The sequence below is a fragment of the Pseudomonas sp. CFBP13508 genome (genome assembly GCF_005233515.1).
Lineage (GTDB): Bacteria > Pseudomonadota > Gammaproteobacteria > Pseudomonadales > Pseudomonadaceae > Aquipseudomonas > Aquipseudomonas mercuritolerans.
This window is the reverse complement of sequence record NZ_QFZZ01000004.1, coordinates 505932-531221: the sequence shown is the minus strand read 5'-3', so window position 1 is coordinate 531221 and position 25290 is coordinate 505932. Positions and strand designations below refer to the sequence as shown.

General features: G+C 58.7%; 28 protein-coding genes. 13 read left to right on the top strand and 15 right to left on the bottom strand.

Annotated elements, in window-relative coordinates:
* Positions 1-13 precede the first annotated feature (13 nt).
* The 7 genes from PspCFBP13508_RS14675 (at position 14) to PspCFBP13508_RS14645 (ending at position 7245) form a co-directional block, all read left to right on the top strand.
* Positions 14-949: a DMT family transporter gene (locus tag PspCFBP13508_RS14675; RefSeq protein WP_130911940.1), complete on the top strand. Its 936-nt coding sequence runs from the start codon at positions 14-16 to the stop codon at positions 947-949.
* A gap of 238 nt (positions 950-1187) precedes the next feature.
* Positions 1188-4106 (top strand): monovalent cation/H+ antiporter subunit A, encoded by a 2919-nt coding sequence (locus PspCFBP13508_RS14670; RefSeq protein ID WP_137214927.1) that lies wholly within the window; start codon positions 1188-1190, stop codon positions 4104-4106.
* Positions 4106-4450: a Na+/H+ antiporter subunit C gene (locus PspCFBP13508_RS14665; protein WP_016775082.1), complete on the top strand. Its 345-nt coding sequence runs from the start codon at positions 4106-4108 to the stop codon at positions 4448-4450. Before PspCFBP13508_RS14670 ends, PspCFBP13508_RS14665 begins: the two co-directional genes overlap by 1 nt.
* Positions 4447-6126: a monovalent cation/H+ antiporter subunit D gene (locus tag PspCFBP13508_RS14660; RefSeq protein WP_137214926.1), complete on the top strand. Its 1680-nt coding sequence runs from the start codon at positions 4447-4449 to the stop codon at positions 6124-6126. Before PspCFBP13508_RS14665 ends, PspCFBP13508_RS14660 begins: the two co-directional genes overlap by 4 nt.
* Entirely contained in the window at positions 6123-6611 is a 489-nt protein-coding gene (locus tag PspCFBP13508_RS14655) for a Na+/H+ antiporter subunit E (protein WP_137214925.1), read from the top strand. The genes PspCFBP13508_RS14660 and PspCFBP13508_RS14655 overlap by 4 nt, the downstream gene beginning before the upstream one ends.
* Complete coding sequence (locus PspCFBP13508_RS14650) at positions 6608-6886, top strand: K+/H+ antiporter subunit F (protein WP_071172757.1); 279 nt, start codon at positions 6608-6610, stop codon at positions 6884-6886. Before PspCFBP13508_RS14655 ends, PspCFBP13508_RS14650 begins: the two co-directional genes overlap by 4 nt.
* Positions 6883-7245, top strand: coding sequence for a Na+/H+ antiporter subunit G (locus tag PspCFBP13508_RS14645; protein ID WP_041480808.1), 363 nt, complete (start codon positions 6883-6885; stop codon positions 7243-7245). Before PspCFBP13508_RS14650 ends, PspCFBP13508_RS14645 begins: the two co-directional genes overlap by 4 nt.
* 114 nt (positions 7246-7359) lie before the next feature.
* Here PspCFBP13508_RS14645 and PspCFBP13508_RS14640 read toward each other — a convergent pair whose 3' ends face one another.
* The 4 genes from PspCFBP13508_RS14640 to PspCFBP13508_RS14625 all read right to left on the bottom strand — a co-directional run bounded on the left by PspCFBP13508_RS14640 (position 7360) and on the right by PspCFBP13508_RS14625 (position 9680).
* Positions 7360-7800 (bottom strand): DUF3995 domain-containing protein, encoded by a 441-nt coding sequence (locus tag PspCFBP13508_RS14640; RefSeq protein WP_130910237.1) that lies wholly within the window; start codon positions 7798-7800, stop codon positions 7360-7362.
* Positions 7801-7892: 92 nt separating this feature from the next.
* Entirely contained in the window at positions 7893-8909 is a 1017-nt protein-coding gene (locus tag PspCFBP13508_RS14635) for an ABC transporter substrate-binding protein (RefSeq protein WP_130910236.1), read from the bottom strand.
* Positions 8910-9036: 127 nt separating this feature from the next.
* Positions 9037-9234, bottom strand: coding sequence for a hypothetical protein (locus PspCFBP13508_RS14630; RefSeq protein ID WP_137214924.1), 198 nt, complete (start codon positions 9232-9234; stop codon positions 9037-9039).
* A complete protein-coding gene (locus tag PspCFBP13508_RS14625) occupies positions 9231-9680 on the bottom strand; it encodes a hypothetical protein (RefSeq protein ID WP_178083644.1) in 450 nt (149 codons plus the stop codon). Before PspCFBP13508_RS14625 ends, PspCFBP13508_RS14630 begins: the two co-directional genes overlap by 4 nt.
* A gap of 420 nt (positions 9681-10100) precedes the next feature.
* Here PspCFBP13508_RS14625 and PspCFBP13508_RS14620 point away from each other — a divergent pair, with 420 nt between their 5' ends.
* Positions 10101-10373, top strand: coding sequence for a hypothetical protein (locus PspCFBP13508_RS14620; RefSeq protein WP_137214923.1), 273 nt, complete (start codon positions 10101-10103; stop codon positions 10371-10373).
* A gap of 50 nt (positions 10374-10423) precedes the next feature.
* A complete protein-coding gene (locus tag PspCFBP13508_RS14615; protein WP_137214922.1) occupies positions 10424-10663 on the top strand; it encodes a DUF2789 family protein in 240 nt (79 codons plus the stop codon).
* Positions 10664-10669: 6 nt separating this feature from the next.
* On the opposite strand, the gene PspCFBP13508_RS14610 is transcribed toward PspCFBP13508_RS14615, so the two are convergent.
* From PspCFBP13508_RS14610 to PspCFBP13508_RS14600, 3 genes are all read right to left on the bottom strand, one after another.
* Positions 10670-10873 carry a hypothetical protein gene (locus PspCFBP13508_RS14610; RefSeq protein ID WP_137214921.1) on the bottom strand — a complete coding sequence of 68 codons (204 nt, stop codon included), beginning with the start codon at positions 10871-10873 and terminating at the stop codon, positions 10670-10672.
* Between the two features lie 109 nt (positions 10874-10982).
* Positions 10983-12587, bottom strand: a complete 1605-nt coding sequence (locus PspCFBP13508_RS14605; protein ID WP_137214920.1) for a methyl-accepting chemotaxis protein — start codon at positions 12585-12587, stop codon at positions 10983-10985.
* A 228-nt stretch (positions 12588-12815) separates the two neighbouring features.
* Entirely contained in the window at positions 12816-13220 is a 405-nt protein-coding gene (locus tag PspCFBP13508_RS14600; RefSeq protein WP_016775095.1) for a TraR/DksA family transcriptional regulator, read from the bottom strand.
* Between the two features lie 406 nt (positions 13221-13626).
* Between PspCFBP13508_RS14600 and PspCFBP13508_RS14595 the strand changes: the two genes are divergently transcribed.
* From PspCFBP13508_RS14595 to PspCFBP13508_RS14585, 3 genes are all read left to right on the top strand, one after another.
* Positions 13627-14535, top strand: a complete 909-nt coding sequence (locus PspCFBP13508_RS14595; protein ID WP_130910008.1) for a MurR/RpiR family transcriptional regulator — start codon at positions 13627-13629, stop codon at positions 14533-14535.
* A gap of 61 nt (positions 14536-14596) precedes the next feature.
* Entirely contained in the window at positions 14597-15202 is a 606-nt protein-coding gene (locus PspCFBP13508_RS14590; protein WP_137214919.1) for a glutathione S-transferase, read from the top strand.
* A gap of 2 nt (positions 15203-15204) precedes the next feature.
* Positions 15205-16308: a DNA alkylation repair protein gene (locus PspCFBP13508_RS14585; RefSeq protein ID WP_137214918.1), complete on the top strand. Its 1104-nt coding sequence runs from the start codon at positions 15205-15207 to the stop codon at positions 16306-16308.
* A gap of 107 nt (positions 16309-16415) precedes the next feature.
* Here PspCFBP13508_RS14585 and PspCFBP13508_RS14580 read toward each other — a convergent pair whose 3' ends face one another.
* The 8 genes from PspCFBP13508_RS14580 to PspCFBP13508_RS14545 form a co-directional block, all read right to left on the bottom strand.
* The gene (locus tag PspCFBP13508_RS14580; RefSeq protein ID WP_110645605.1) at positions 16416-17069 is read right to left on the bottom strand and encodes a DUF2931 family protein; all 654 of its coding nucleotides are present in this window, start codon (positions 17067-17069) and stop codon (positions 16416-16418) included.
* Positions 17069-18610 (bottom strand): DUF2235 domain-containing protein, encoded by a 1542-nt coding sequence (locus PspCFBP13508_RS14575; protein WP_137214917.1) that lies wholly within the window; start codon positions 18608-18610, stop codon positions 17069-17071. The genes PspCFBP13508_RS14580 and PspCFBP13508_RS14575 overlap by 1 nt, the downstream gene beginning before the upstream one ends.
* 402 nt (positions 18611-19012) lie before the next feature.
* Complete coding sequence (locus PspCFBP13508_RS14570; RefSeq protein ID WP_130910157.1) at positions 19013-19666, bottom strand: hypothetical protein; 654 nt, start codon at positions 19664-19666, stop codon at positions 19013-19015.
* A 243-nt stretch (positions 19667-19909) separates the two neighbouring features.
* On the bottom strand, positions 19910-20638 hold the full coding sequence (locus tag PspCFBP13508_RS14565) for a hypothetical protein (protein ID WP_241669518.1): 729 nt from the start codon (positions 20636-20638) through the stop codon (positions 19910-19912).
* A 118-nt stretch (positions 20639-20756) separates the two neighbouring features.
* On the bottom strand, positions 20757-21455 hold the full coding sequence (arsH, locus tag PspCFBP13508_RS14560; protein ID WP_137214916.1) for an arsenical resistance protein ArsH: 699 nt from the start codon (positions 21453-21455) through the stop codon (positions 20757-20759).
* A gap of 9 nt (positions 21456-21464) precedes the next feature.
* Entirely contained in the window at positions 21465-21935 is a 471-nt protein-coding gene (locus tag PspCFBP13508_RS14555) for an arsenate reductase ArsC (RefSeq protein WP_137214915.1), read from the bottom strand.
* Positions 21936-21962: 27 nt separating this feature from the next.
* Positions 21963-22310 (bottom strand): metalloregulator ArsR/SmtB family transcription factor, encoded by a 348-nt coding sequence (locus PspCFBP13508_RS14550; RefSeq protein WP_130910159.1) that lies wholly within the window; start codon positions 22308-22310, stop codon positions 21963-21965.
* A 197-nt stretch (positions 22311-22507) separates the two neighbouring features.
* A complete protein-coding gene (locus PspCFBP13508_RS14545; protein WP_122703935.1) occupies positions 22508-23392 on the bottom strand; it encodes a LysR family transcriptional regulator in 885 nt (294 codons plus the stop codon).
* A 133-nt stretch (positions 23393-23525) separates the two neighbouring features.
* Here PspCFBP13508_RS14545 and PspCFBP13508_RS14540 point away from each other — a divergent pair, with 133 nt between their 5' ends.
* On the top strand, positions 23526-25187 hold the full coding sequence (locus PspCFBP13508_RS14540; protein ID WP_137214914.1) for a GMC family oxidoreductase N-terminal domain-containing protein: 1662 nt from the start codon (positions 23526-23528) through the stop codon (positions 25185-25187).
* Positions 25188-25290: the final 103 nt, after the last annotated feature.

Here is a 25290-nt window from a genome sequence, read left to right as displayed (position 1 = left end):
TGTGCGCAAGGTCATGATGTCGCCAAACAATTCTGCGTCCCGAATCCGCTTTTCCCGCTTCAGCAAAGCCGAGTGCGTGCTGGTGCTGATCACCATGATCTGGGGCGGCACGTTTCTGATTGTGCAACATGCCATGACGGTCAGCGGCCCGATGTTTTTCGTCGGCTTGCGCTTCGCCGCAGCGGCGGCGATCGTGGCGATGTTTTCCTGGCGGCACTTGCGCGAGTTGACCTTGTTCGAAGTCAAGGCAGGGTCGTTCATCGGTGTCGCGATCATGCTTGGTTATGGCTTGCAGACGGTCGGGTTGCAGAGCATTCCGAGCAGTCAGTCGGCGTTCATTACCGCGTTGTATGTACCGTTTGTGCCGCTGCTGCAATGGCTGGTGCTGGGTCGGCGTCCAGGGTTGATGCCAAGTATCGGAATCATGCTGGCGTTTACCGGACTGATGCTGTTGTCGGGCCCGTCGGGTGCCGCGCTGAATTTCAGTCCCGGAGAAATCGCGACATTGATCAGCGCCGTTGCGATCGCGGCCGAAATCATTCTGATCAGCACGTTCGCCGGGCAGGTTGATGTACGGCGAGTGACGGTGGTGCAACTGGCGGTGACGTCGGTGTTGTCGTTCCTGCTGGTGGTGCCGACCGGCGAAGTGATTCCGGAGTTTTCCTGGTTATTGCTGGCGACGGCTTTGGGCCTGGGCGCGGCGAGTGCGGCGATCCAGGTGGCGATGAACTGGGCGCAGAAGAGCGTTTCGCCGACTCGGGCGACGTTGATCTATGCCGGTGAGCCGGTATGGGCCGGAATCGTTGGTCGGATTGCCGGGGAGCGTTTGCCGGCGATTGCACTGGTGGGCGCGGGGTTGATCGTTGCGGCGGTGATAGTCAGTGAGTTGAAGACCAAGGGAAGGTCCACCGAGGCAGAAGCTGAGTTGGAGCGGGAAACGCAGGGGTGACCCGCAATCTCTTCGGCTGCACCCATGCTTTTGCGAGCAGGCTCGCTCCCACATTTTGAAAATGCATTCCAGTGTGGGAGCGAGCCTGCTCGCGAATGCGCCGCACCTTCGTTGCCCCTGAAACAGCGCCAAACACAAAATTCCAGACTACTTTGTAGGATTCTGAGACATCCTCGCGTTTGGTGATCAGGGAGCTGGCACGTATGATGCTTCACAAACTTCCGCAGATTAGAAGCCTATGTCCCTGATAGTTCTACTGCTTCTGCCGTTCATCGGCAGCTGTCTGGCAGCAGTGCTGCCGCACAATGCGCGTAATGCCGAATCGCTGCTGGCGGGTCTGGTCGCTCTGATCGGCACCGTTCAGGTCGCAATGCTGTACCCGCAAATCGCCCACGGTGGCGTAATCCGCGAAGAATTCATGTGGTTGCCCAGCCTTGGGCTGAACTTCGTTCTGCGCATGGACGGCTTCGCCTGGCTGTTCTCGATGCTGGTGCTCGCCATCGGCACACTTGTCTCTTTATATGCCCGTTATTACATGTCGCCGGACGACCCGGTGCCACGCTTCTTCGCGTTTTTCCTGGCATTCATGGGCGCCATGCTTGGCCTGGTGATCTCCGGCAATCTGATTCAGATCGTGTTTTTCTGGGAGCTGACCAGCCTCTTCTCGTTCCTGCTGATCGGCTACTGGCACCACCGCTCCGATGCGCGGCGCGGTGCTTATATGGCGCTGATGGTCACCGGTGCCGGCGGATTATGTCTGCTGGCGGGGGTCATGATCCTCGGCCATGTCGTTGGCAGCTATGACCTGGACAAGGTCCTGGCCGCCGGCGATCTGATTCGCGCACATGCCCTCTACCCTGTTCTTTTGCCACTCATCCTGATCGGCGCGCTGAGCAAAAGCGCGCAATTCCCGTTTCACTTCTGGCTGCCTCACGCCATGGCGGCACCGACGCCCGTCTCGGCCTATCTGCACTCGGCGACCATGGTCAAGGCCGGGGTTTTCCTTTTGGCACGTCTGTGGCCGTCGCTGTCCGGCAGTGAGGAATGGTTCTACATCGTCAGCGGAGCGGGCGCCTGTACGCTGTTGCTCGGCGCGTACTGCGCGATGTTCCAGAACGATCTCAAAGGCTTGCTGGCCTACTCGACCATCAGCCATCTCGGTCTGATCACTTTGCTTTTGGGCCTGAACAGTTCACTGGCCGCGGTGGCGGCGGTGTTTCACATTCTCAATCACGCGACGTTCAAAGCTTCGCTGTTCATGGCCGCCGGCATTATTGACCACGAAAGCGGTACCCGTGACATTCGCAAGCTCAGCGGTCTGATCAAGCTGATTCCTTACACCGCGACGCTGGCCATGGTTGCCAGTGCCTCGATGGCCGGCGTGCCGTTGCTCAACGGTTTCCTGTCGAAAGAGATGTTCTTCGCCGAAACCGTGTTCATCAACGCCACGGCGTGGGTCGAAACCAGTCTGCCGATCGTCGCGACCATCGCTGGCATGTTCAGCGTCGCCTACTCCCTGCGCTTCACCGTTGACGTGTTCTTCGGCCCCACTGCTACTGATCTGCCGCACACCCCGCACGAACCGCCACGCTGGATGCGCGCACCCGTCGAGTTGCTGGTATTCACCTGTCTGCTGGTGGGGATTTTCCCGGCGCAGATCGTCGGGCCACTGCTCGCTGCTGCCGCGCTGCCCGTAGTTGGCGGGGAGTTGCCGGAATACAGCCTGGCCATCTGGCACGGCTTGAACGCACCGATGATCATGAGCCTGATCGCCATGTCCGGCGGCATCCTCCTGTATCTGCTGTTACGCAAGCAGTTCAAGTTGGGTCGCTTCAAGTACCCCCCGCTGGTGGGCCGCTTCAACGGCAAGCGTTTGTTCGAGCGCAGTCTGGTCGTAATGATGCGCATCGCCCGGCGCGTCGAGCGGCGCCTGGGCACCAAGCGCTTGCAGATGCAGCTGTTTCTGATGGTATTGGCCGCCGTGCTCGCCGGCCTGATCCCGATGCTGCACAGCACCCTGACCTGGGGCGACCGGCCGAAGATCCCTGGTTCCATCGTCTTCGTGACCCTGTGGCTGCTGGCGATCGCCTGTGCGCTCGGCGCCGCCTGGCAGGCGAAGTATCACCGTCTGGCTGCCCTGACCATGGTCAGCGTCTGTGGCCTGATGACCTGCGTGACCTTCGTCTGGTTCTCCGCGCCGGATCTGGCACTGACGCAATTGGCGGTAGAAGTGGTGACCACGGTGTTGATCCTGCTCGGCCTGCGCTGGTTGCCGCGACGCATCGAGGAAGTCTCGCCGCTGCCAAGCAGCCTGCGCAAGGCGCGCATTCGTCGTCTGCGCGACTTGCTGCTGTCGATCGCCGTCGGTGCGGGTATGGCGCTGTTGTCCTACGCCATGCTCACCCGGCAGACGCCGAACCACATTTCCTCTTTCTACCTCAGCCGCGCCCTGCCCGAAGGCGGCGGCAGCAACGTGGTCAACGTGATGCTGGTGGACTTCCGTGGTTTCGATACCCTCGGCGAAATTACCGTGCTGGTCGCCGTGGCGCTGACCGTATTCGCCCTGCTGCGTCGTTTCCGCCCGCCGAAGGAAAGCCTGCAATTGCCGGCGCAGCAACGTCTGCTGGCACCGGACGTGGTCACCGATCTGGTCAACCCGCGTTCGGCCAGCGACACCGCGCTCGGCTTCATGATGGTGCCAGCGGTACTGGTGCGCCTGCTGCTGCCTGTCGCGCTGGTGGTGTCGTTCTACCTGTTCATGCGTGGCCACAATCAACCGGGCGGCGGTTTTGTCGCCGGGCTGGTGATGTCGGTGGCGTTCATCCTGCAATACATGGTTGCCGGCACGCAGTGGGTCGAGGCACAAATGAGCCTGCGCCCATTGCGCTGGATGGGCACCGGACTGTTGTTCGCCACCGCTACCGGTCTCGGTGCGATGCTGGTCGGCTATCCGTTCCTGACCACTCACACCTGGCACATCAGCGTGCCGTTGCTCGGCGATATCCATATCGCCAGTGCGCTGTTCTTCGACATCGGCGTGTACGCCGTGGTGGTCGGATCGACGTTGTTGATCCTCACCGCCCTCGCCCACCAATCGGTGCGTGGTCACAAGACTGCATCGCTGCCCAAGTCCGTCGCCAGCAAAGGAGCCGTCTGATGGAAGAAGTCATCGCAATCGCCATCGGCATTCTTGCCGCGTCCGGGGTCTGGCTGATCCTGCGGCCGCGAACCTTTCAGGTCGTAATGGGCCTGTGCCTGTTGTCGTACGCGGTCAATCTTTTCATTTTCAGCATGGGCAGCCTGTTCATCGGCAAAGAGCCGGTGATCAAGGACGGCGTGACCCAGGACTTGCTGCATTACACCGACCCGCTGCCCCAGGCGCTGGTACTGACGGCGATCGTCATCAGCTTCGCCATGACCGCGCTGTTTCTCGTCGTATTGCTCGCCTCGCGCGGCTTGACCGGCACCGACCACGTCGACGGCCGGGAGCCTAAAGAATGATGGCGATGACTCACCTGATCGCTGCACCGATCCTGCTGCCGCTGCTGACGGCTGCGATCATGCTGATGCTCGGCGAGAAGCACCGGCCGCTGAAGGCGAAAATCAATCTGTTCTCCAGCCTCCTCGGCCTGTTCATTTCAGTGATGCTGCTGCAATGGACGCAGACCACCGGCGTGCCGGGATCCATCGGTGTGTACCTGCCGGGCAACTGGCAGGCACCGTTCGGCATCGTTCTGGTGGTTGATCGCCTGTCGGCACTGATGCTGGTGCTGACCGGCGTCATCGGCGTAAGCGCCCTGCTGTTTGCCATGGCCCGCTGGGACGGCGCCGGGTCGAGTTTCCACGCACTGTTCCAGATTCAGTTGATGGGCCTGTATGGCGCGTTCCTGACGGCGGATCTGTTCAACCTGTTCGTGTTCTTCGAAGTGTTGCTCGCCGCGTCCTACGGTCTGTTGCTGCATGGTTCGGGCCGAGCGCGGGTGTCGTCGGGGTTGCATTACATTTCGATCAACCTGCTGGCCTCGTCACTGTTCCTGATCGGCGCTGCGTTGATCTATGGAGTGACCGGCACGCTGAACATGGCCGATCTGGCGATGAAGATCCCGCTGGTGCCGGAAGCCGATCGTGGTCTGCTGCACGCTGGCGCGGGGATTCTTGCGGTAGCGTTTCTGGCCAAGGCTGGGATGTGGCCGCTGAACTTCTGGCTGGTGCCCGCCTATTCCTCGGCCAGCGCGCCAGTGGCGGCGATGTTTGCGATCATGACCAAGGTCGGCGTCTACACCCTGCTGCGCCTATGGACCCTGTTGTTTTCCGGTCAGGCCGGCGCCTCGGCATTCTTCGGCGGCGACTGGCTGATTTACGGCGGCATGGCGACCATGGCTTGCGCAGGGCTGGCGATTATCGCCGCGCAACGCCTGGAGCGCATGGCCAGCCTGAGCATCCTGGTGTCGGCGGGCATCCTGCTCTCGGCGATCGGTTTCGCTCAGCCCAACCTGGTCGGCGCTGCGCTGTTCTATCTGGTCAGCTCGACCCTGGCGCTGAGTGCATTGTTCATGCTCGCCGAACTGATCGAGCGCTCGCGCTCGGCCAACGAAATTCCGCTTGAAGACGAAAGCGAACTGCTGCCGCGCCCGCAGGAGTCGCTGCAACCGCCCAAGGGCATCAACCTCGACGACGAACAGAAAGCCGTGGTCGGCCAGGTCATACCATGGACGATGGCCTTCCTGGGCTTGAGCTTTATCGCCTGCGCACTTTTGATCATCGGCATGCCACCGCTGTCCGGGTTCATCGGCAAGCTCAGCCTGATCGGCGCACTGCTCAACCCGTTGGGACTTGGCACTGCGGCGCCGCTGCCTCCCGGCACATGGGGATTGCTGGCGCTGTTGATCCTGACCGGTCTGGCCTCCCTCATGGCTTTCTCGCGCCTCGGTATCCAGCGCTTCTGGACGCCGGAAGAGCGCCCGTCGCCGTTGCTGCGCAAGCTTGAGTGCGCGCCGATTTTCCTCCTGCTCGGGCTGAGCATTGTCTTGACGTTCAAGGCTGAGCCGCTGCTGCGCTACAGCCAGGCCACGGCCGATGCCCTGAACAATCCGCAGCAATATGTGCTGGCCGTGCTTGGCACACGTGCGGTGCCGAGCCCGCAAGCCAGAGCCGACATGCTCGAGGTGCAGCCATGAATCGACTGTTTCCGGCTCCGTGGTTATCGCTGGCCCTGTGGATTCTGTGGCTGACCCTGAACCTCTCCGTCAGCCCTGGCAATCTGCTGCTCGGCGCCGCGCTGGGTTTCGCCGCGCCGCTGATGATGCGCAAATTGCGGCCGAAACGTGCGCGCATCCGCAACCCCATCGCCATCTTGCGCCTGTTTTTCCTGGTCGGCCGCGACGTCATCATGTCCAACCTGGTCGTCGCCTGGGGCGTACTCAACGCCGGGCGTCGTCCGCCCAGCTCGTGCTTTATCAAGGTGCCTCTGGACTTGCGTGATGCCCACGGCCTTGCGGCACTGGCGATGATCTGCACCGTGGTGCCCGGCACCGTATGGTCGGAACTGGCGCTGGACCGCAGCGTTCTGTTGCTGCACGTCTGGGACCTGCACGACGAAGCGCAGTTCATCGAGCACTTCAAAAGCACTTACGAGCGACCGTTGATGGAGATTTTCGAATGAGCCCATTGCTGTCGAATGCGATTCTGCTGACGCTGTTTCTGTACTGCCTGGCAATGGCACTGACCCTGGTGCGCCTGTTCAAAGGCCCGTCAGCACAGGATCGGGTACTGGCGCTGGATTATCTGTACATCGTCGCGATGTTGATGATGCTGACCCTGGGCATCCGTTACGCCAGTGACACCTACTTCGAAGCGGCGCTGCTGATCGCGCTGTTCGGCTTCGTCGGCTCGTTTGCCCTGGCGAAATTCCTGCTGCGTGGCGAGGTGATCGAATGAATGCCGAATTGTCTTTGTGGGTCGAGATTCCGGTGGCGGTGCTGCTGGTGCTCAGCGGCGTGTTTACCCTGCTGGGTGCAACCGGATTGCTACGCATGAAGGATTACTTCCAGCGCATGCATCCTCCGGCGCTGGCCTCGACGATTGGGGCCTGGTGCGTGGCGTTGGCCTCGATCATCTGTTTTTCAGCGCTGAAGTCCGGGCCGGTGGTGCATGCCTGGCTGATTCCGGTTCTGTTGGCTATCACCGTGCCGGTGACCACCCTGCTGCTGGCGCGGGCGGCGTTGTTCCGCAAGCGGATGGCCGGGGATGATGTGCCGGCCGAGGTGAGCAGTCGTCAGACTGAAAGTGGTAACTGATGATTTTGTGGCGCCTGTGATGGCGCCATCGCTACAGTAGGAACGCGCCCTCCATTGTGGGAGCGAGCCTGCTCGCAAAGAGGCCAGTCGGGGCATCGCCAATTCCGGATCGGCTCAAACCCACGCTACTGCCAACAACCCCGCCCCCAGCAGCGCACACAACGGCGAGTACACCCAGGTATCCAGCCGCGCGAATCGCGAATCCTTCACTTCCTTGAAAAATCCGACCAGATTCGAATCTCCGATCGCTCGGGCGAACATCAGCAACGCAATTGCACTGATCACCCATTGCAGTGCCTTATGCTGCACCGCCGGCACGCCCCAACCGACCCGCATGCAAACCAGCGCTGCAATCACCAGCAGCGCAGCGGCGACTGCCAGCGTCACCCAGCCTGAGGGCTTGAAGGCCGGGCGGACCGTGGCGACGAAGCCCGACACCGGCACCTGCGGCACCACCACCGCAGCCGCCCATTGCCCACCCAACGCCCAATACACATGCATCAGGCCGATCGCTGCGAACACAGTCACCAGCCATTGAGCCAACACAAAGGTCATGGTTGAAATCCTTCAAAGGGATTTGAACAAACCATCGTAGTCGGATTTTTTGGCCGTGCACGACCGGTCGGCGGTGCACTGCGTTAACCGCGTTATTTCAGATCAGCCGTCACCTTGTCAGCCACATCCCTGGGCAGCCACGCCTGCCACACATCCGGATGCGCTTTCATGAACGCGACCGCCGCCTCACGAGGCGCGGTGTGCTTGTCACTCATCTCCGCCAGTGCCTTGTTCAGCGGCTCGATGGGAAAATCGACCTTGCTGAAGAACTCGGCAATTTGCGGGTTCTGCTTTTGAAACGGCGTAGACACGCCAATCGACAGCTTGGATGCCAGCGATCGGGTGGGCTTTGGATTGGGGTTATCGGCGTCGGTCAGCGTCTTCCACGCCTCGGCATCGAACGGCGGCTCTTCCAGTTGCACCAGTTTGAATTTGCCAAGCAGTGGCGTCGGCGACCAGTAATAGAACAGCACTGGTTTGCCGCGACGAATCGAAGAGCTGATCTCGGCATCCAGCGCTGCACCCGAGCCGCTGCGGAAGTTGGTGTAGTCGTCCTGCAAGCCATACGCCGTCAGCTTCTGCTTGTTGACCACTTCCGACGTCCAGCCGATCGGGCTGTTGAGGAAACGCCCTTTGCCCGGGCTTTCCGGGTCCTTGAACACGTCCTTGTATTTCTTCAGATCAGTGACACTGCGCAGATCCGGCGCCAGCGGCTTGATGCCTTTGGCCGGGTCGCCCTTGATTACGTATTCCGGCACCCACCAGCCTTCAGTGGCACCCTTTACCGTATCGCCCAGACCGACGACCTTGCCCTCGGCTTCGGCCTTGACCCAGACCGGACTGCGCCCGGCCCACTCCTCTCCAATCACCTGGATGTCATTGTTGGCCAGGGCGGTTTCAAGGGTAATGGTGGTACCCGGCAACGTATCGGTCGGCAAGCCGTAGCCTTTCTCGACGATCACCCGCAGCACCTCGGTGATCAGGCTGCCGCTTTCCCAGTTCAGGTCGGCAAAGTGGATCGGCGCCTGTGCCGCCTGCAGCGATTGCGCTGACGTCAGCAAACCGAAGGTGGCCACGCTGGCGGCCAGTAACCGTCGAAATCCGTTCATGCATTGCACCTCGTGCTGTTCACAGCTATGGCAAGTCTGGCCTGACGGGAGCGCAAGCCTCTGAATAACTCAGTCAACTGACTTTAGCCGAGGTTCCTGCTTTTTCCGGGGTTTGCTGCGCACGGGGCTACGTTTCAGAATTTTCCTGCAGGCTTTGCAGCTCACGTCTGACCATGCTGGCGTAAGCCGCCGGTTGCAACGCATAGATCTGCGACGCAACCCAACCAAGCCAGGCTCCTTGCAGTTCAGCCTTGCGGGCGAACAAACGCTGCGCTTCGGCGCGTGCGCTGTCGAGATTTTGCGAATGAAAGTCTGCGCGCTTCACTCGCTGGCCTTGAAGGTCACCAATTCGCCCTTGCGCCATTTGGCGGCCTTGGCGGTGACGGCCTTCAAGGTTTTGGTCAGGCCTTCCTGCAGTTGCTCATTGGCGGCGAACACGGTCACCACGTTATGGCCTTCCTTGAACAGGATCGCGTGACCATCGGCCGTACTGACGAAGGCGTAGTCGCCCAAGCCGTAGACCGTCAGTTTGATGTCGCGAAAACGAATGTCCATCTTGCCGCCTTCGCGGCTGGGCAGAACGGACGCAATGAAATGGTCGCCAACCTTCAGTTTGAGCCCCGGTTTGTCATCGACCACCAATGCACTTTCGGTATCGATTTCGGCGATGTAAATGCCTTCTGCGTTTTGCTCGGTGATGTAAACAAAACGTGATTGAAATTGCTTGACCAGCTTTGCACGCAAATCACCCAGCACGAACAAAGCATGCATATCGAGGTTACTGACTGCCAAAGAAACATCCCCACATTTGAAAAACCGTGCCGCGGAAAAACGCGCACGGCAAAGAAACGGCAATGCCGATGAAACTGCAAAAACACTCAAAAACCCGAAGCGAGCAAAGCGCTCTTGAATCGCGAGGTTCGTAGACTACTGGATTGTCATTGATGAAACCCGCTCTGAAATCGCCAAACCTTGAAGGAAAAAACCTCAAGTGCGACTGGAGCAAATCTGACTACGAACTTTAGGGAAATTTCTCACGAAAAAAAGCATTTTTCCGACATATCGCTGGCGAAAAATTGCTTTAGATAAGCCCGGTCGTCAACAGGTACTGGCGATTCTAGAGCAGCGATGCTCATTACGACTACCCGCAACGGCCGTTAAATCCCGGCCGACTGATGAAAAGGACTTCACATGTGCACTTTGACTCATTTTGCCACGTCGCCTGAGGCGCGAATCAACACACCTCTGACAATGCAGATTGCCAGCCTGGATCACCTTCCGACATCTTCTAACAATCACCGAACCCCGCATTTTCAGGTGGTGCCGGCGGGCATCGCGTTCTTTCACATCAAAGAGATATCCACGGGACGTGTCAGAGGTTTCCGCGGCAATCACAACGAAGCGTGCGCCCTCGCCCGTTCGCTGGAATCAAAAATCGAACTCCACGCCAACGGCTGCCTCTGATAAGGGGAGTGAACGTACAAGCCGTACCGGCACCGACCCAGGAGTAGATGATGGAACTGCCAACCGAGCTTAACCTGACCACCCTTTTCGATCAGTTGGGCCTGCCGTCCGATGAAGCGTCGATCAATGACTTTGTCGAAGCCCATCCGCTGGACTCTGACACCAAGCTGATCGATGCCGATTTCTGGTCGCCTCAACAAGCGCAACTGCTTAAAGAGTGGCTGCGGGCGGACGGAGAGGAAGCACCAATTGTCGATGAGCTGAACGTGCGCCTGCATCGCGGCAAGTAAGTACGATCAGTGCAGGCTGTCGCCGGGCTCGATGTTCAATTGTTCGAGCCAGGCAGCCTTGCACTCCTCCGCTTCATTGCGACTGGCGAAGGCTGTGCCGCGTCGCTCACCGTTGAGCAAAACCACCCAGCACACACTGCGCCCCATCGCGCGCATTCCGGCCGGGACCCCGCTGCCGATCATCACTGCCACGTCTACCCTGCACTGCATGTGCCCTCCGAAATAATTAGCTACCTAACTAAGTCGTCAGGTTAATGCTTTCCTTCGAGAGGAAACAGCAACCCCCGTGCACAGATTCATTGCGCCAACGGTAACAATCTCAGCGCGGATTCTCAGGTTTGTAGCCCAGACGCAAACCGCCCCAGTGTCGTCCCTTGATCATGATCGGCACCGATAGATCATGCATCAGCTCACCGGTGTCGCGCGTGTAAGTCTGCAGCAGCACTGGTTGTTGATGGCTGCCGCAGCGGATGCCGGTGCGGTCGGCGAATTTGCGTTTGGTGCGGTTATTCACCGTGTCGACCTGCACATCACCGGTCAACGGTTTGCTGAATGCCTGATTATGCGTCGGCACATAACCCTGCTGCGTGCAAGCGATTGCGAATACCAACCCCTCATGTCGTAACAATAAAGGCTCTTGAATCGCTGGCAGTGCCTGATCGGTATATCGATCGAACCGGGTCTGGAATTTGGCTGGCTGGGTTGCGGGGATCGGCTGGTATGTCCGGTCGAACAAATCATCGAGGCTGATCCGTCCCTGCTCGACATCCGCTTCGAAACGCGCGGCAATCTGGCTCGCACCTTCACGGGCCAAGTCGTAGATACGTTGGTGATAGTCATCCAGGCCGACCTCGGCCAGGCGCTCGCTAATGGTTTCCGCCTGCCCTTCCATCTGCACCGCGGCCTCGGCGAGACGGCGGGTCTGCTGATCGCTGATTGCCAGATCGCTGCGCATTTGCTCGATGGCGATGAACAGCGCGTCAAGCTGCTCGCGATTGGTCTGCGCGCCTCGGGCAATCTCGCTGACCTGAGTTTCTACGCCGGCCGCCAGACGCGCGATGTTTTCCAGATGCTGACCGGTGTGTTCGACCTGTTCGACACCAGTGTGCAGATCGCTCGACAGCTCGCGAATCTGCGCCACCACTTGCGCGGTGCGCTGCTGAATGTCAGCGACCATCTCACCGACCTCACCCGTGGCCGCCGCCGTACGCGCGGCCAGTCCGCGCACCTCATCGGCGACCACAGCGAAACCGCGACCGTGCTCGCCGGCCCGGGCGGCTTCAATCGCAGCGTTCAACGCCAACAAATTGGTCTGGCTGGCAATCGATTGAATTACCAGTGTCACGCGCTGGATATCGTCGCTGCGCACACTCAAGGCCTCGATCAATTCGCGACTGGCGTTGGCGCGTTGACTGAGTTGCTGCATGCGCGCAATCGAGTCGAGCAGTTCGCTGCGCCCCGCCGCGCTGCTGTGATGCGCTTGGCTGGCGGAATCCAGCGCATCGCGACTGAGCTGTGAAGTCGCCTGTTCGGTGGCGATCATCACCTCGGCGTTGCTGACGATCTGCGCCGCCGCGTCGAGTTGCGATTCAAGTTTGCCTGCGAGCGCTTTGACCGAGAACGCCACGCCGGCCGCAGACAGTGCGTTGTGGCTGGTGGTATAGGAAAGATCGCGAGTCAGTGCGGACAATGCGCTCGCACTATCGACCGGGGCAGCAGCAGGAGCATTGCGCGAGCGCAGGCGCGGCAGCCAGACAATCAACACTGCCAGCGGCATGCCGATGTACAGCGACCACTCGGCCATGGCCATGCCGGCCAGCAACAGCATCAGGGCGACGCTTTGCAGGGTCGGCGCGATCCAGCGGTTTTTCGGCGAAAGCACTGGTGCAGGCAGCGCCGCAACCAGAGATCCATCTCTCGTCATCTTGATCACCCCACGTTTGTTCTCATTGTTGTGACTGCATTAAACGCCACTACAACGCCATTATCCATGGTCCGTTAGTCGTGGGGTCGGTGGCAGGTCAATGGAACGACGGGGAAAAATCGCAGGCAAGCAAAAACAAAGATCGCAGCCTTCAGCAACCCCATGTGGGAGCTGCCGAAGGCTGCGATCTTTTCAAGGTGCCCCTGTTGAAGGGGTCACCCCACAGAATCAGGCCTGACGCTGGTGCTTGTCGATCTGCTCGTGACGCTCTTGAGCTTCGATGCAGTACTTGGTGGTCGGGCTGATCAGCAGGCGTTTCAGGCCAATGGCCTCGCCGCTGTCGTCGCACCAGCCAAAGCTGTCGTCCTTGATGCGCTCAAGAGCTTGTTCCAATTGCGGCAGCATGCGCTGGTCGCGATCGATCGCGTTGACCAGCCAGGTGCGCTCTTCTTCAACCGAAGCCGCGTCCGCCGGGTCAGCCGGGGTGTCCAGGCTTTCGATGGCGATACGGTTTTGCTCAATGCGCTCGTGGGTTTCGACTTTCATGTTCTGCAACAGCTCAGTGAAGAAAGCGTGTTGCTCTGCATTCATGTAGTCATCTGCCGGCATAGCCAGCAACTTGTCCTTTGTCATTGATATCTCTATAAAAAAACGTGCATTAAGGCGAATAAGGGAGCGTTTCGGCGAACCGTGTCGGGCCGTCGAAAAGGCATCGTTTTATTGCAAACGCCACCCGGCACTCAATTTACGAGGGGCGGCAGTCTAAGGCCCGATCAAGACCTCAGCAACTGTAAATACAGGGAATTTGTCCGACAGGACCTGGAAACTGCTCTGACACACGCTTCACACGGCCATCGGAGTGCGTTTATAGCAAGAAATTCAGTCGAGCGGCTGTATATAGAAGACAAACGGCTAACCAACCCGCCAGCGACAGCCGGGATTATTCTCGCAAGGTGCATCGTTTCAGCCCGGCAGAGCTTACGCAGCCCTTCTATTATCAGGCCCACCGCGTGCTCAACTCGCCTGAAGGATGCTGCCCATGCCCCGCCCCGCTCTGCCGGCCACAGCCGAAATTTCCTTCGCCAGCGCGCCGGTCAACGCCGAGCGCCTGCTGCAAATGATCAGCGAAGAGTATGACGCCCTGCCGCGCCAGCTCAAACGCGTGGCCAGCTACATCAGCCAACAGAGCGAGCGAATCATGGTCGAGCGCATCAGCGACATCGCCCGCGAGTGCGAAGTGCATCCGTCAGCCATTGTGCGTTTCTCGCAACGTTTCGGGTTCAGCGGCTTCAGCGAGATGCAGGCGCTGTTCCGCCAGGCCTGGACGCACAAAGCCACGCCAGCGCAAAACTATCAGCAACGCATCCGCAGCATGATCGCCAACAACTCGCAGACCGCCAACAACGGCGAACTCGCCCGCGAGTGCATTGATGCAACGCTCTCGGGCATCGAACGCTTGGGCCGCGAACTCGACGAGGCTGCTTTCGATAAAGCCGTCGATCTCATCGTCAATGCCGACGACATTTATGTTGTCGGGGTCCGCCGTTCGTTCGCCGTCGCCGACTATCTGGTTTACAACCTGCAACACACGCAGAAGCGCATTCATCTCGTTTCCGGCATCGGCGGCAGCTATCGCGAGCAAATGCGCAGCGTGCGCGCCAACGATCTGGTGATCGCCATCAGCTTCGTGCCCTACGCCAAGGAAACCCAACACTGCCTGCGCTTCGCCCGGCAGCAGAACGCCAATGCCCTGATCATCACCGACAGCCCTCTTTCGCCACTGGCAAAACTTGCCAATAGCGTGTTGCTGGTCAATGAAGGCAGTGCGCTGGCCTTTCGTTCGCTCAGTGCAACGCTGTGTTTGTGCCAGGCGCTGTTTGTGGCAGTGGCGTATCGGCTGGGCTTGAACGTCGATGAAATTCACGAGCAGGCCGGATTCGACGACTGACAATTGCCTCTCGCTCGGCTAGGTTATGCGTTCCCACCGGTTCGACTTGAAGGAACGCGTCATGAAACTGATCGGCATGCTCGACTCTCCCTACGTGCGCCGCGTAGCGATCTCCGCCAAATGCCTGGGGATCGACCTCGAACACGAGTCGGTCTCGGTGTTCCGCCATTTCGAGCAATTTCAGCAGATCAACCCGGTGGTCAAGGCGCCCACATTGATCCTCGACGACGGCGTGGTCCTGATGGACTCGACCCTCATCCTCGATTATCTCGAAGCCAGCTCCGGCAAAAGCCTGCCGCCAAGCGATCTCAAACAACGCGCTCAAACCCTGCGCCTGATCGGCCTCAGCCTCGCCGCCTGCGAAAAAGCCGTGCAGCTGTATTACGAACGCAACCTGCGCCCGGCGGAGATTCAATATCAACCTTGGGTTGAACGCGTTGAAGGCCAACTCGCCGCCGCGTTTACAGCGCTTGAAAAGGAACTGGAGCATCGCCAATTCCCCGTCGACGGCTCGCTCGCCCAGGATGGCATCAGCCTGGCGGTTGCCTGGAGCTTCACCGACCTCGTCGTGCCCGATCAGATCGACGCCACACGCTATCCGCGAATTGCCGAATACACCGCCTACGCAGAAAGTACCGATGCGTTCATCAGCACACCGATGAACTGATCATGAGCTCCAACGACAGCGCCGCCCCGGCGTTAAAGGAAATCTTCAATGCCGAGCGCTTGCAGCACATTGCAGACGAAATGAGCGCGGTGTACCCGGCGTTCAAAGCCAAGGCTTTTCTTGCGCACGCCAACCATGGACTGACCGAGATGTCGGTGATGCAACGCATGGCCCGCGTCGCCGAGAGCCTGCACGCCGTGCTGCCGCTGAAGTACGAAGATACGCTCGACGTCTTGCGCGAACTCGCGCCGCGCCTGAACAGCGGCTTCGTCAGCATGTGCCTCCCACATTACGTCGCGAGCTATGGCGGTCACGCCTTCGACACCTCCATGGACGCCTTGAAGTACTTCACCACCTTCGGCTCCTCCGAATTCGCCATCCGCCACTTTCTGCGCAGCGACCTCGAACGCTCACTGGAAAAGATGCACGACTGGACCCGAGACGAAAACCATCACGTGCGTCGCCTCGCCAGCGAAGGCAGCCGCCCTCGCCTGCCCTGGTCGTTTCGCCTGGAAGCGGTACAAGCCAATCCGCAATTGGCCGCCGGGATATTGGATCGGTTGAAGGCGGACGAGAGCTTGTACGTGCGCAAGTCCGTGGCGAATCATTTGAATGATGTGACGAAAGTGCATCCGGGGTGGGTGTTGGACACGGTTGAAGGTTGGTCGCTGAACAACAAGCACACGGCCTGGATTGCCAAGCATGCGCTGCGCAGTTTGATCAAACAGGGGGATGTGCGCGCGCTGACGGTAATTGGCGCAGGGGCGAAGGCTGAGGTTGAGTTGTTGGATGTGCGGGTTGAGCCTGCGGTGGTGAGGTTGGGGGAAGCGATTACGTTGTCGTTTACGGTGAAGTCCGTGGTGGCGCACGAGCAAAGGCTGGTGATTGATTATGCGATTGAGTATGTGAAGGCGAATGGCGGGGTTTCGAGGAAGGTTTTCAAGTTGAAGACTTTGGGGTTAGCGGGGTTTGGGGAAGAGGTGGTGCGACGGAATCAAGTCATCAAGGATTTTACGACGCGCAAGCATTTCGCTGGGCGGCATGGGGTGCAGGTGATGGTTAATGGGGAGGTGTTGGGTAGTGCGGCGTTTGAGGTTTTGATTTGAGGCGTGAGTTGTTTATTCACCGAACGGAGGGTAGCGGATCAGTGCACTGGCGGCCGTGCTTCGACATTGCGCACGGCGGCACAGTGGACGAAGCACGGCTTCAGCGCTTACCAACTTCCGTACGGAATGCCGAATTTCTCGATATAGCGCTTGGACTTTTCGCTGACGGGATAGGCGTAGCGTCCTTGGTTCTTACCCTGACTCGGTCCTAAAGGCTCGATCTCTGCCTGTGCTCTGGCGACCTTGATCGGATGGTGGCACTCGTCTCTGACCCAAACCTGCACAACGCCGCCAGGCGCCAGGCCCAGATAGACCGATGAAATATAGGTACTCCGCCGCTCTGGTGTTTTCGCGCAGCGCTGCGCGACCGAAGTCCGCATCATTTGCCTGGCTTCTTCGGGTATATCTACCCAAGCCCGATAAGTTTGAGGCTCTACGATGGACTGCCAGCGAACAAAAATTCTTTTTGGGAGATCAGCGCCGACCACGGCTTTTGCGGACGCGCCCACTCCGTCCCAACCACGCGCCGATTCGGTGCCGTCTTCAGGTTGCCCGCCCGATGCCGATCCACCACCGGTACGCAAAAATGTTTTTCCCTTTATATCTTCCACAGCAGTGTCTTCAACCCAGACCTTCATGTAGTTGGGTTCGGTAAACCCGAGTTCCCACCAAGGGGATTTAGGGTCGTTTTTTGCTGACAGCGGGTCGGCATTACAACCAGCCACAAAAAGCGTACACAGCAGTGCTGTAAATAACTTCATTACCAAAGCGTCCAGTCAGGTACGTGTGGGTGCTTTACTCGGATTGCATCTTTCGTGGGGGCGTTGATGTAAACAGCTCTGATGCCACTCCCATCTCTCCTGCCAAGCGGATGGTTCCAGTTGGCGGACGTGTGAATGTACTTGAGTTTGAGTATTTGCTCCTCCTCTGGCGTGGTGCTGTAGTCGCCGGAGACAAAACGAACACACATGGGCTTGAGTTCTTCAGGAACGGCGAAGTCTGGCGTCTCGGGAATGTCTTCGAAGAGAACGCCTTTGGCTCTGGCGAGTTGATGCATCACGTGCAGGCTCACTCTCGACAGTAATCCACTCACCGGACGCTTGAGTTGGACGGCCGCATAGACTCGCTTGACTCGAGGACTAAGTCGATCCTGAGGGCTGACCGGTAGCAGTAATGGCGGTGGCGTAACGATGTCGAGATTTTCGAGCGGCCAACCCTTGGCTAGCCACTGATTTCTCACATTGATCGCATCCTGGTAGATCGATGTGGTAGCGACGTCAGTATACGTACCGACCTCTAGCGTCTGCATTGGGCTAACGAGAACACACTCTTCAGCGTCCTCAAGGTAACCTCCACCCACATCGGAATGCACACCCGGCAAGACGATTTCCGGATGATCCATCGCTACTCGATTGAGAGCAAAGTTAGCCCTGCACTCATCCCGCGCAGCCAACTGCACAACGTCGGTGAAATAACGTCGGTCGAGATAGAGTTTGACCCCCGTTGCGACTGCGCTTTTTATGTTGCCCAGATTGGACCATCCAGCAATCGACGGTACCGTGTCGAACAGCCCAATGAAGCCCACGTTGATGTCGCTGTGATACTGATCAACAAAGGTCGAACTGAGGGCATCGGACATACTGCGGAGAATGTCGCCTAAAGGCCCTTGTTTGCCACGCACTATCTCGTTGGCGAAATGTCTGGCGGCTGCGGCACCGCGACTAAAGCCAAACGTGTCGAAAGTCAACGAAGCAATTTCACTACCGGGATTTTTGTCCAATACTTCAGTGATACGCTGTTCGATCACCGCGAAACAGGACTGGACTCGCCCTGCAACGCCGGTTTCACCACGTCCTGTACCGGCGCCGAATTTACTGTCTTCTTTACCTGAACGGGTACCTATACCTTCGACGTAGACCATACCGAAAGCTCTCTTTCGTGGCCCTTCTCCCTCAGCGAGTCGTGTTGCTCCATACAGTTCGCTCAGCTTCTTCACATTGCTGACATCGTTACCATAACTACTATCCGGATCACCCATATAAGGCTGGCAACTGGCGGGAATATCTTCAGGTGCAATCGGATGCTGAGCGCCACACAACAACCCCGCAGCAGAGTTGTTCGCATTGTTGCCCGTGCCATCAAAGAAAACCCCGATCCTCAACGCAATCCCGATCTTCTCAGGTTCGCGCACGGGTTCTTTCCCGTGTTTCTCATACTCGGCCCAATGCTGGGCGTGTATGTCGACGGGTTTGGCTTCTTCGTAACGATAATTTTTCGGGGGGTTGGGTACGTAGCCACTCATCCGTGATTCCTGGTTCTGATCCTTGAGAACGGCCCGAAGGGTGACAGCCGAGACTGGGAGACGCAAGCTGTGGCCGCGTGCCAGCTAGGGTGGGCGGACGGGGTTCGACGAGGGCTTCCCCTCGCCGGGGTGCGGGTTAGCTGGCGATTTCGACGTTATCCAGTGCTTGGTTGACGGCGCAAGGCGTTGTAGGGTTTGGAAATGGCATTGAATATCAAATTCCAACGGCCGCTGTTTAAAAAAAACGTAACGGTGAAACTTAGTGCCCCGAAGGCTTTCAGCCTCAGGTGTTTCGATGAGTAAGTACCTGACATGGAATCCACGCCAGGCACGACTTCAGCTGAATGCTTATCGTGCATCCTCAACCGCGACTTTACTGATTGAGCTGCTGACCGTCGGATGTCAAACGGATACTTCAGTCACTTGATGGTGGCAACGATCAGAAACTCTAAGTTGCGTGTAATCAACAACCTCGTCCCCCACCAACCAAGTACGGTCCTTGAAGCTATATTTGACCGCTTCATTCCTTCCGTCCAAACCGATGTGTCGAACGTCGACGTCCAAAAAGGTAAATTTAACCAGTGCGGCAGCCAACGTATTGGCTGCATCATCGGGCGCTTCAAAAAACCGTCCATCGACGCCATCGAAATAAATGGTCTGGAAGGCCAGATCCACAGCATTGACCACGCCTTTCTCAGTGATGACACGCACTTGACCGACAGCTTCATCCGGACTTTCGGAATCAGGCAGATGTACCGTGCACGTGCCAATTTTCAGCTTGTTTTCTTCCAGCTTTACTTCGATGCTGCCCAGTGCAGTCGCATCGAACTCCCAGTTCGATTTACGCTTCCTTCCCGTCTCATTTTGAAAGACCGATGTCTTGATGTGAATTGTTGCCCCTGCCAAGAGATGAATCAGATAATGACCACCACCCTTGCCTTGCAGACTAACTACGGTTTCTTCGGCTGGGGATGGATGGAAATTGATGCAGGCTGCCATGACATCCAGCTCTAATGTTTCGATGCTGTCAGAAGTGTTGTTGTGCAAGTTTGTCATTGTATCGCTCCGAAAATTGCCGACTCAGTTATCTGAAATGAGAGTGCGGCTCTGTGATCAAACGTTCATAGAGCGATGTTCGACAAAGTGAAGCTATAGTGTGCGGTATATATGTATGTCACCTGGAAGAATGCCTACCCCGACGAGAGCGAAGGTTGCGATTATTGTTCGCTATGTTGATGAATCATTTGAGGTGCTCAGCGCGGTAGAAAGCAGGAGGCCGAGCCTTTTTTTTGTCTCCGCTCATGCTGTTGGCTCCGTTTGCTTGCTCATCGACAAAACCGGCGAAGACTCCACGGGATTCAATTCTCGAACATCCTGAACCCGTTCCTCCAGATCATAGGCGGCCAGATCAACATAGCGTTTTATCCGCAGTCTTTGGTAGGGCGTACTTTGAATGCCATCCCAGACAATCCAGTAAATAAACGAAACCGCGGCGACCAGAATGAGGATGACAGCGCCCTTTCCTCCGAGAAAAAAAGACGTCGCTTTGATCAGTTCAGTGGACAGCCCGACAATCAGAGCGAAGAGCGAAACGAAGCCCAGATTTTGCGAAAGAGCAGGTTTGGCTGGCGCGACGGTCAGGTCTGAATACGCCGAGAGTTCCCGCAGCCTGGCAGCCGTATAGCCTTCATCCTGCACAATCTGCAAAAAGAACGCGTAGCAAAGAATGTTCTCTTGCTCGCCCCAGGGTTGCTGGCCAATTGCATGTTCAGCGAACTGCACGGGATAACCCTGCGAAGGGCATTGAGTCGAGTGAAGAACAGTCCGCCCGCCCACACGGCAAGACAGAGATAAGAAATCGGAACCAATATCGGATAAAGGATGCCCAGAGCGGACAAAGCAATGAGAGGCAACGTGGTCGCGGCGGCCGTCCACATCGGCCATAACCGGCGCGCATTCTTCCACGTGAACAGCAACTTGTTCGGCTGTGTGCGGCTGCGCTTGTACAGCGCCGTCAAATCCGCCCATTCCTTGAATTTCATCACTAACACTTCCTTGAGTTTGCCCTTGACACAGTGATACGCCGATATCCTATGTGAATCGGCCAGCATTTGCAGCCGGCCAAATCATGTTGCGAAAGCGCTACTCAAATCGACCGCTGATTCACCCGCGCCATCAACTGTTCAGCACTTTCCTTGCGCTCGGAATAGCGGTCCACCAGGTGCGCCTGCTGCCCACGCAGCAGCACGGTGAACTTCACCAGTTCTTCCATCACATCCACCACACGGTCGTAGAACGGCGAAGGTTTCATCCGCCCGGCCTCGTCGAACTCCATATAGGCCTTCGGCACCGAGGATTGGTTGGGGATGGTGAACATGCGCATCCAGCGGACGAGGACGCGTAGTTGGTTGACCACGTTGAACGACTGCGAGCCGCCGCAGACTTGCATCACCGCCAGGGTTTTGCCTTGGGTCGGGCGCACAGCGCCGAGTTCCAGCGGGATCCAGTCGATCTGCGCCTTGAACACGGCGGACATGGCGCCGTGGCGTTCTGGCGAGCACCAGACCTGGCCTTCCGACCACAGCACCAGATCGCGCAGTTCCTGGACCTTGGGATGGTCGACGGGAACGTCATCGGGCAGTGGCAGGCCGGACGGATTGAAGATGCGCATTTCGGCGCCGAAGTGTTCAAGCAGGCGTGCGGCCTCCTCGACCAGCAAGCGGCTGAAGGAGCGCTCGCGGGTCGAGCCGTAGAGGAGAAGGATGCGCGGTTTGTGTTCGCCGACATTCGATGGCTTAACAGCGTCGATCAGACTTGCGTCGAGGTTGGGCAAATGATTTGTCATTTAGCCTCCTTACAGCGTGCCGATGCGATCGAGTTCGGCTTTCAGTTGCTCGCGACTGAGCGAGTGAAACGGCAGATCGAGGAAGGCTTGGCAGCGTTCACCGATGCGCATCAAAGTGGCTTGGAATGCCGCGTCGATTGCCGCTTCGTCGCCGTGCACTTCGGACGGATCTTCCAGCCCCCAGTGCGCTTTCAGTTCCGGGCCGAAATACACCGGGCAGGCTTCCCCGGCGGCTTTATCGCAGACAGTGATAACGATATCCGGCGGGTTGTTTGCGAAGGCATCGTTGCCTTTGCTGTGCAACCCGTCGATGGCGAGGCCGTGCTTTTGCAACGTCGACAGGCTGCGCGGCAACACCTGGCCTATGGGAAAACTGCCAGCACTCACCGCTTGGAAACCAGCGGGAGCCAGGTGATTGAACATGCCTTCGGAAAGAATGCTGCGGCAGCTGTTGGCCGTGCACATGAACAGTACTCGCATCTGGGCGCTCCGTAGAAAGTGGAAGATTCAGCAGCAGGCGCGTTCACGCACGGGACGGCCATCCATGTTTTGCAGGCGCGCGGCGTTGTCCTTGAGCCAATCGGTATTGGCCTTCGCGGTCACCTGGAGGATTTCGCCGATCCATGCCGGCAGCTCCGGGTTCAGCCGGTAATACACCCACTGGCCCTGACGGCGGTCGAGCAGTAAACCATTACTGCGCAGTTGCGCGAGGTGGCGGCTGATTTTCGGCTGGCCGTCATCGAGCGCACACATCAGCTCGCAGACGCAGAGCTCACCTTGCCCAGCGATGAGCAAGATGGCGCGGACGCGGGTTTCGTCGGCGAGGCTTTTGAAGACTTCGGTGGGGGTGATCACGGTGATCGGCTCGCCATATGCGGGAAAACGAATATACGGATATCCATATATTTATCAACCCGCGAAAGCAGCCAGGATGAATACCCCTGTGGGAGCGAGCCTGCTCGCGAAAGGGGTGTGTCAGTCAGCATCGATGTTGCTGAAAGATTGCCTTCGCGAGCAGGCTCGCTCCCACAGGGGGGACGGAATGCATCAGGTTAGCCGCGCAATAGACCCTGCTCTGCCTCACACAACCCCACCACATAATCCCAGACCACCCGCAGCCGCACCGATTTGTGCAGCTCCCGCCGTGTGCTGATCCAGTAGCTGCGCTCGATGCTTTCATCCGGCAACAGCGCCACCAGATTCGGGTCGGACGCGGCCATGTAACACGGCAGCACAGCGATGCCCAATCCTGATCGAGCGGCTTCCTGCTGGGCGATGACGCTGGTGCTGTGAAACACCACACGCGGGCTGCGACAGAAGCTGTTGAGGAACATCAGTTCCTGACTGAACAGCAGATCGTCGACATAACCGATCCAGGCATGTCGGCCGAGGTCTTCGCGGCTGTGCAGCGGCGGCGCTTTGTCGAGGTAGGTTTGGCTGGCGTACAGCGCGAGTCGATAGTCGGTGAGTTTGCGCGTGACCAGCATGTCGGCGGATGGGCGTTCGAGGTGGATGCTGATTTCCGCTTCGCGATTGAGGATGCTGACGAAGCGCGGCACGGCGACCAGTTCCACTTCCAGCCCGGGGTAGCGCTCGAACAGACCGATCATGCGGCTGGCGAGGAACTTGATGCCGAGGCCTTCGGTAACGCCGACGCGGATCTTGCCCAGCGGCGCGGTGGACTGGGTAATTTCTTCCTGCGCCAGCAACGCGACGTTTTCCATCGCTTCGGCGTGCTTGAGCAGTGCCTCCCCCGCCGGGGTCATTTCATAGCCCTGGGCGTGCTGGACGAACAGCGCAGTGCCGAGACTTTTTTCGATCGATTCAATATGCCGCGCCACTGTCGCGTGGGTTGTATTGAGCCGGCGCGCGGCGGTGAGCAGGCGGCCGCTGCGTTGCAGCTCGAGAAAAAAGCGCAGGTCGTTCCAGTCGAACATGGCAGGTCCTTGTCAGCTATCGTCACTTCGGGCTGTTTGAAAACGCACAGCGGCTGCGCAAAAACTAACATTCTTTTAACGAAAGCTAACAACTAGAGTGTCCGACAATAAAAACAAAAAGCGAGGTCAGGGCATGCAGACGTCCCTGGATGAATTCGACTACATCGTGGTCGGCGCCGGCCCCGCCGGTTGCTTGCTGGCCAACCGGCTCTCAGCGGATCCACAGCAACGGGTGTTGCTGCTCGAAGCCGGCGGACGCGACAACTACGCCTGGATTCATATTCCTGTGGGTTACCTGTTCTGCATCGGTAACCCGCGCACCGACTGGTGCTTCAAAACCGAACAACAACCCGGCCTCAATGGCCGCGCGCTGAGTTATCCGCGGGGCAAGGTGCTGGGCGGCTGTTCGTCGATCAACGGCATGATCTACATGCGCGGCCAGGCCGGCGACTATGACGGCTGGGCGGCGGCGGGCAATCCGGGCTGGGCCTGGAAAGACGTGCTGCCGCTGTTCAAACAGAGCGAAAACCACTTTGCCGGCGGCGCTGAATTTCATGGCGATCAGGGTGAATGGCGGGTCGAGCAGCAGCGCCTGTCGTGGCCGATTCTGGATGCCTTTCGCAGCGCCGCCGAGCAAACCGGCATTGCCAGCATCAATGACTTCAACCAGGGCGACAATGAAGGCTGCGGTTACTTTCAGGTCAACCAGAAAGCCGGGGTGCGCTGGAACGCGGCCAAGGCCTTTTTGAAACCGCTGCGCAGCCGGGCGAACCTGACCGTGCTGACCGGCGTCGAGGTTGATCGCGTCTTGCTGGAGAACGGCCGCGCGGCGAAAGTCAGCGCGCAGCATGAAGGCCAGACCAGACAGTTCAAGGCGCGCAAGGAGATTGTCCTGTGCGCCGGCTCGGTCGGCTCGCCGAGCATTCTGCAGCGCTCCGGGATCGGTCCGCGGCCGCTGCTCGGACGCTTAGGGATAGGCGTGATTCATGAGCTGCCGGGGGTTGGCGGCAACCTGCAGGATCACCTGCAACTGCGCCTGATCTACAAACTGGAAAACGCCCGCACGCTGAACCAGATCGCGGGCAGCGTGTGGGGCAAAATGGGCATGGGCCTGCGTTATCTGTACGACCGCAGCGGGCCGCTGTCGATGGCGCCGAGTCAGTTGGGCGCCTTTGCCCGCTCCGGTCCCGAGCAAACCTCGGCGAACCTGCAATATCACGTGCAACCGCTGTCGCTGGAGCGCTTTGGCGAGCCGTTGCACAGCTTCCCGGCGTTCACCGCCTCGGTGTGCGACTTGCGCCCGCAGAGCCGTGGGCGCATCGAGATCCGCTCCGCCGATCCGCAAGCGGCGCCGCTGATCCAGCCCAATTACCTCAGCCATCCAGAAGATCTGCGCGTCGCCGCCGATGCAATTCGCCTGACCCGGCGCATCGTCAGCGCCCCTGCCCTGCAAGCGTTCAAACCGGTGGAATACCTGCCCGGCGACAGCCTGCAAAGCGAAGAACAATTGCATGAAGCGGCGGCGAAGATCGGCACGACGATTTTCCATCCGGTCGGCACCTGCCGCATGGGCAACGACGGTGACGCGGTGGTCGATGCGCAGCTGCGCGTGCACGGCGTGCCGGGGTTGCGCGTTGCCGATGCGTCGATCATGCCGAAAATCACCTCGGGCAATACCTGTTCGCCTACGCTGATGATTGCCGAGAAGGCGGCACGACTGATACTGGCTGGACCTGTACACAGTACAAATGTGGGAGCGAGCCTGCTCGCGAATGCGGTAGCTCACTCAGCCTAGGAGTTGACTGGCAAAAAGCTTTCGCGAGCAGGCTCGCTCCCACAGGAATCATCATCACCAGACTCAGGCATCGCGCATTACCGGACACGCAACACCAGTGGAA

Excerpts from the sequence above, each read along its gene's own strand:
- PspCFBP13508_RS14575 (WP_137214917.1), bottom strand. The coding sequence starts at position 18,610 with ATGAGTGGCTACGTACCCAACCCCCCGAAAAATTATCGTTACGAAGAA.
- PspCFBP13508_RS14545 (WP_122703935.1), bottom strand. The coding sequence starts at position 23,392 with ATGTTCGACTGGAACGACCTGCGCTTTTTTCTCGAGCTGCAACGCAGC.
- PspCFBP13508_RS14540 (WP_137214914.1), top strand. The coding sequence starts at position 23,526 with ATGCAGACGTCCCTGGATGAATTCGACTACATCGTGGTCGGCGCCGGC.
- PspCFBP13508_RS14565 (WP_241669518.1), bottom strand. The coding sequence starts at position 20,638 with ATGGGCGGATTTGACGGCGCTGTACAAGCGCAGCCGCACACAGCCGAA.
- PspCFBP13508_RS14640 (WP_130910237.1), bottom strand. The coding sequence starts at position 7,800 with ATGACCTTTGTGTTGGCTCAATGGCTGGTGACTGTGTTCGCAGCGATC.
- PspCFBP13508_RS14645 (WP_041480808.1), top strand. The coding sequence starts at position 6,883 with ATGAATGCCGAATTGTCTTTGTGGGTCGAGATTCCGGTGGCGGTGCTG.
- PspCFBP13508_RS14595 (WP_130910008.1), top strand. The coding sequence starts at position 13,627 with ATGCCCCGCCCCGCTCTGCCGGCCACAGCCGAAATTTCCTTCGCCAGC.
- PspCFBP13508_RS14670 (WP_137214927.1), top strand. The coding sequence starts at position 1,188 with ATGTCCCTGATAGTTCTACTGCTTCTGCCGTTCATCGGCAGCTGTCTG.
- arsH (WP_137214916.1), bottom strand. The coding sequence starts at position 21,455 with ATGACAAATCATTTGCCCAACCTCGACGCAAGTCTGATCGACGCTGTT.
- PspCFBP13508_RS14625 (WP_178083644.1), bottom strand. The coding sequence starts at position 9,680 with ATGCATGCTTTGTTCGTGCTGGGTGATTTGCGTGCAAAGCTGGTCAAG.
- PspCFBP13508_RS14600 (WP_016775095.1), bottom strand. The coding sequence starts at position 13,220 with ATGACAAAGGACAAGTTGCTGGCTATGCCGGCAGATGACTACATGAAT.
- PspCFBP13508_RS14665 (WP_016775082.1), top strand. The coding sequence starts at position 4,106 with ATGGAAGAAGTCATCGCAATCGCCATCGGCATTCTTGCCGCGTCCGGG.
- PspCFBP13508_RS14660 (WP_137214926.1), top strand. The coding sequence starts at position 4,447 with ATGATGGCGATGACTCACCTGATCGCTGCACCGATCCTGCTGCCGCTG.
- PspCFBP13508_RS14655 (WP_137214925.1), top strand. The coding sequence starts at position 6,123 with ATGAATCGACTGTTTCCGGCTCCGTGGTTATCGCTGGCCCTGTGGATT.
- PspCFBP13508_RS14570 (WP_130910157.1), bottom strand. The coding sequence starts at position 19,666 with ATGACAAACTTGCACAACAACACTTCTGACAGCATCGAAACATTAGAG.
- PspCFBP13508_RS14620 (WP_137214923.1), top strand. The coding sequence starts at position 10,101 with ATGTGCACTTTGACTCATTTTGCCACGTCGCCTGAGGCGCGAATCAAC.
- PspCFBP13508_RS14635 (WP_130910236.1), bottom strand. The coding sequence starts at position 8,909 with ATGAACGGATTTCGACGGTTACTGGCCGCCAGCGTGGCCACCTTCGGT.
- PspCFBP13508_RS14580 (WP_110645605.1), bottom strand. The coding sequence starts at position 17,069 with ATGAAGTTATTTACAGCACTGCTGTGTACGCTTTTTGTGGCTGGTTGT.
- PspCFBP13508_RS14585 (WP_137214918.1), top strand. The coding sequence starts at position 15,205 with ATGAGCTCCAACGACAGCGCCGCCCCGGCGTTAAAGGAAATCTTCAAT.
- PspCFBP13508_RS14590 (WP_137214919.1), top strand. The coding sequence starts at position 14,597 with ATGAAACTGATCGGCATGCTCGACTCTCCCTACGTGCGCCGCGTAGCG.
- PspCFBP13508_RS14615 (WP_137214922.1), top strand. The coding sequence starts at position 10,424 with ATGGAACTGCCAACCGAGCTTAACCTGACCACCCTTTTCGATCAGTTG.
- PspCFBP13508_RS14555 (WP_137214915.1), bottom strand. The coding sequence starts at position 21,935 with ATGCGAGTACTGTTCATGTGCACGGCCAACAGCTGCCGCAGCATTCTT.
- PspCFBP13508_RS14675 (WP_130911940.1), top strand. The coding sequence starts at position 14 with ATGATGTCGCCAAACAATTCTGCGTCCCGAATCCGCTTTTCCCGCTTC.
- PspCFBP13508_RS14610 (WP_137214921.1), bottom strand. The coding sequence starts at position 10,873 with ATGCAGTGCAGGGTAGACGTGGCAGTGATGATCGGCAGCGGGGTCCCG.
- PspCFBP13508_RS14605 (WP_137214920.1), bottom strand. The coding sequence starts at position 12,587 with ATGACGAGAGATGGATCTCTGGTTGCGGCGCTGCCTGCACCAGTGCTT.
- PspCFBP13508_RS14650 (WP_071172757.1), top strand. The coding sequence starts at position 6,608 with ATGAGCCCATTGCTGTCGAATGCGATTCTGCTGACGCTGTTTCTGTAC.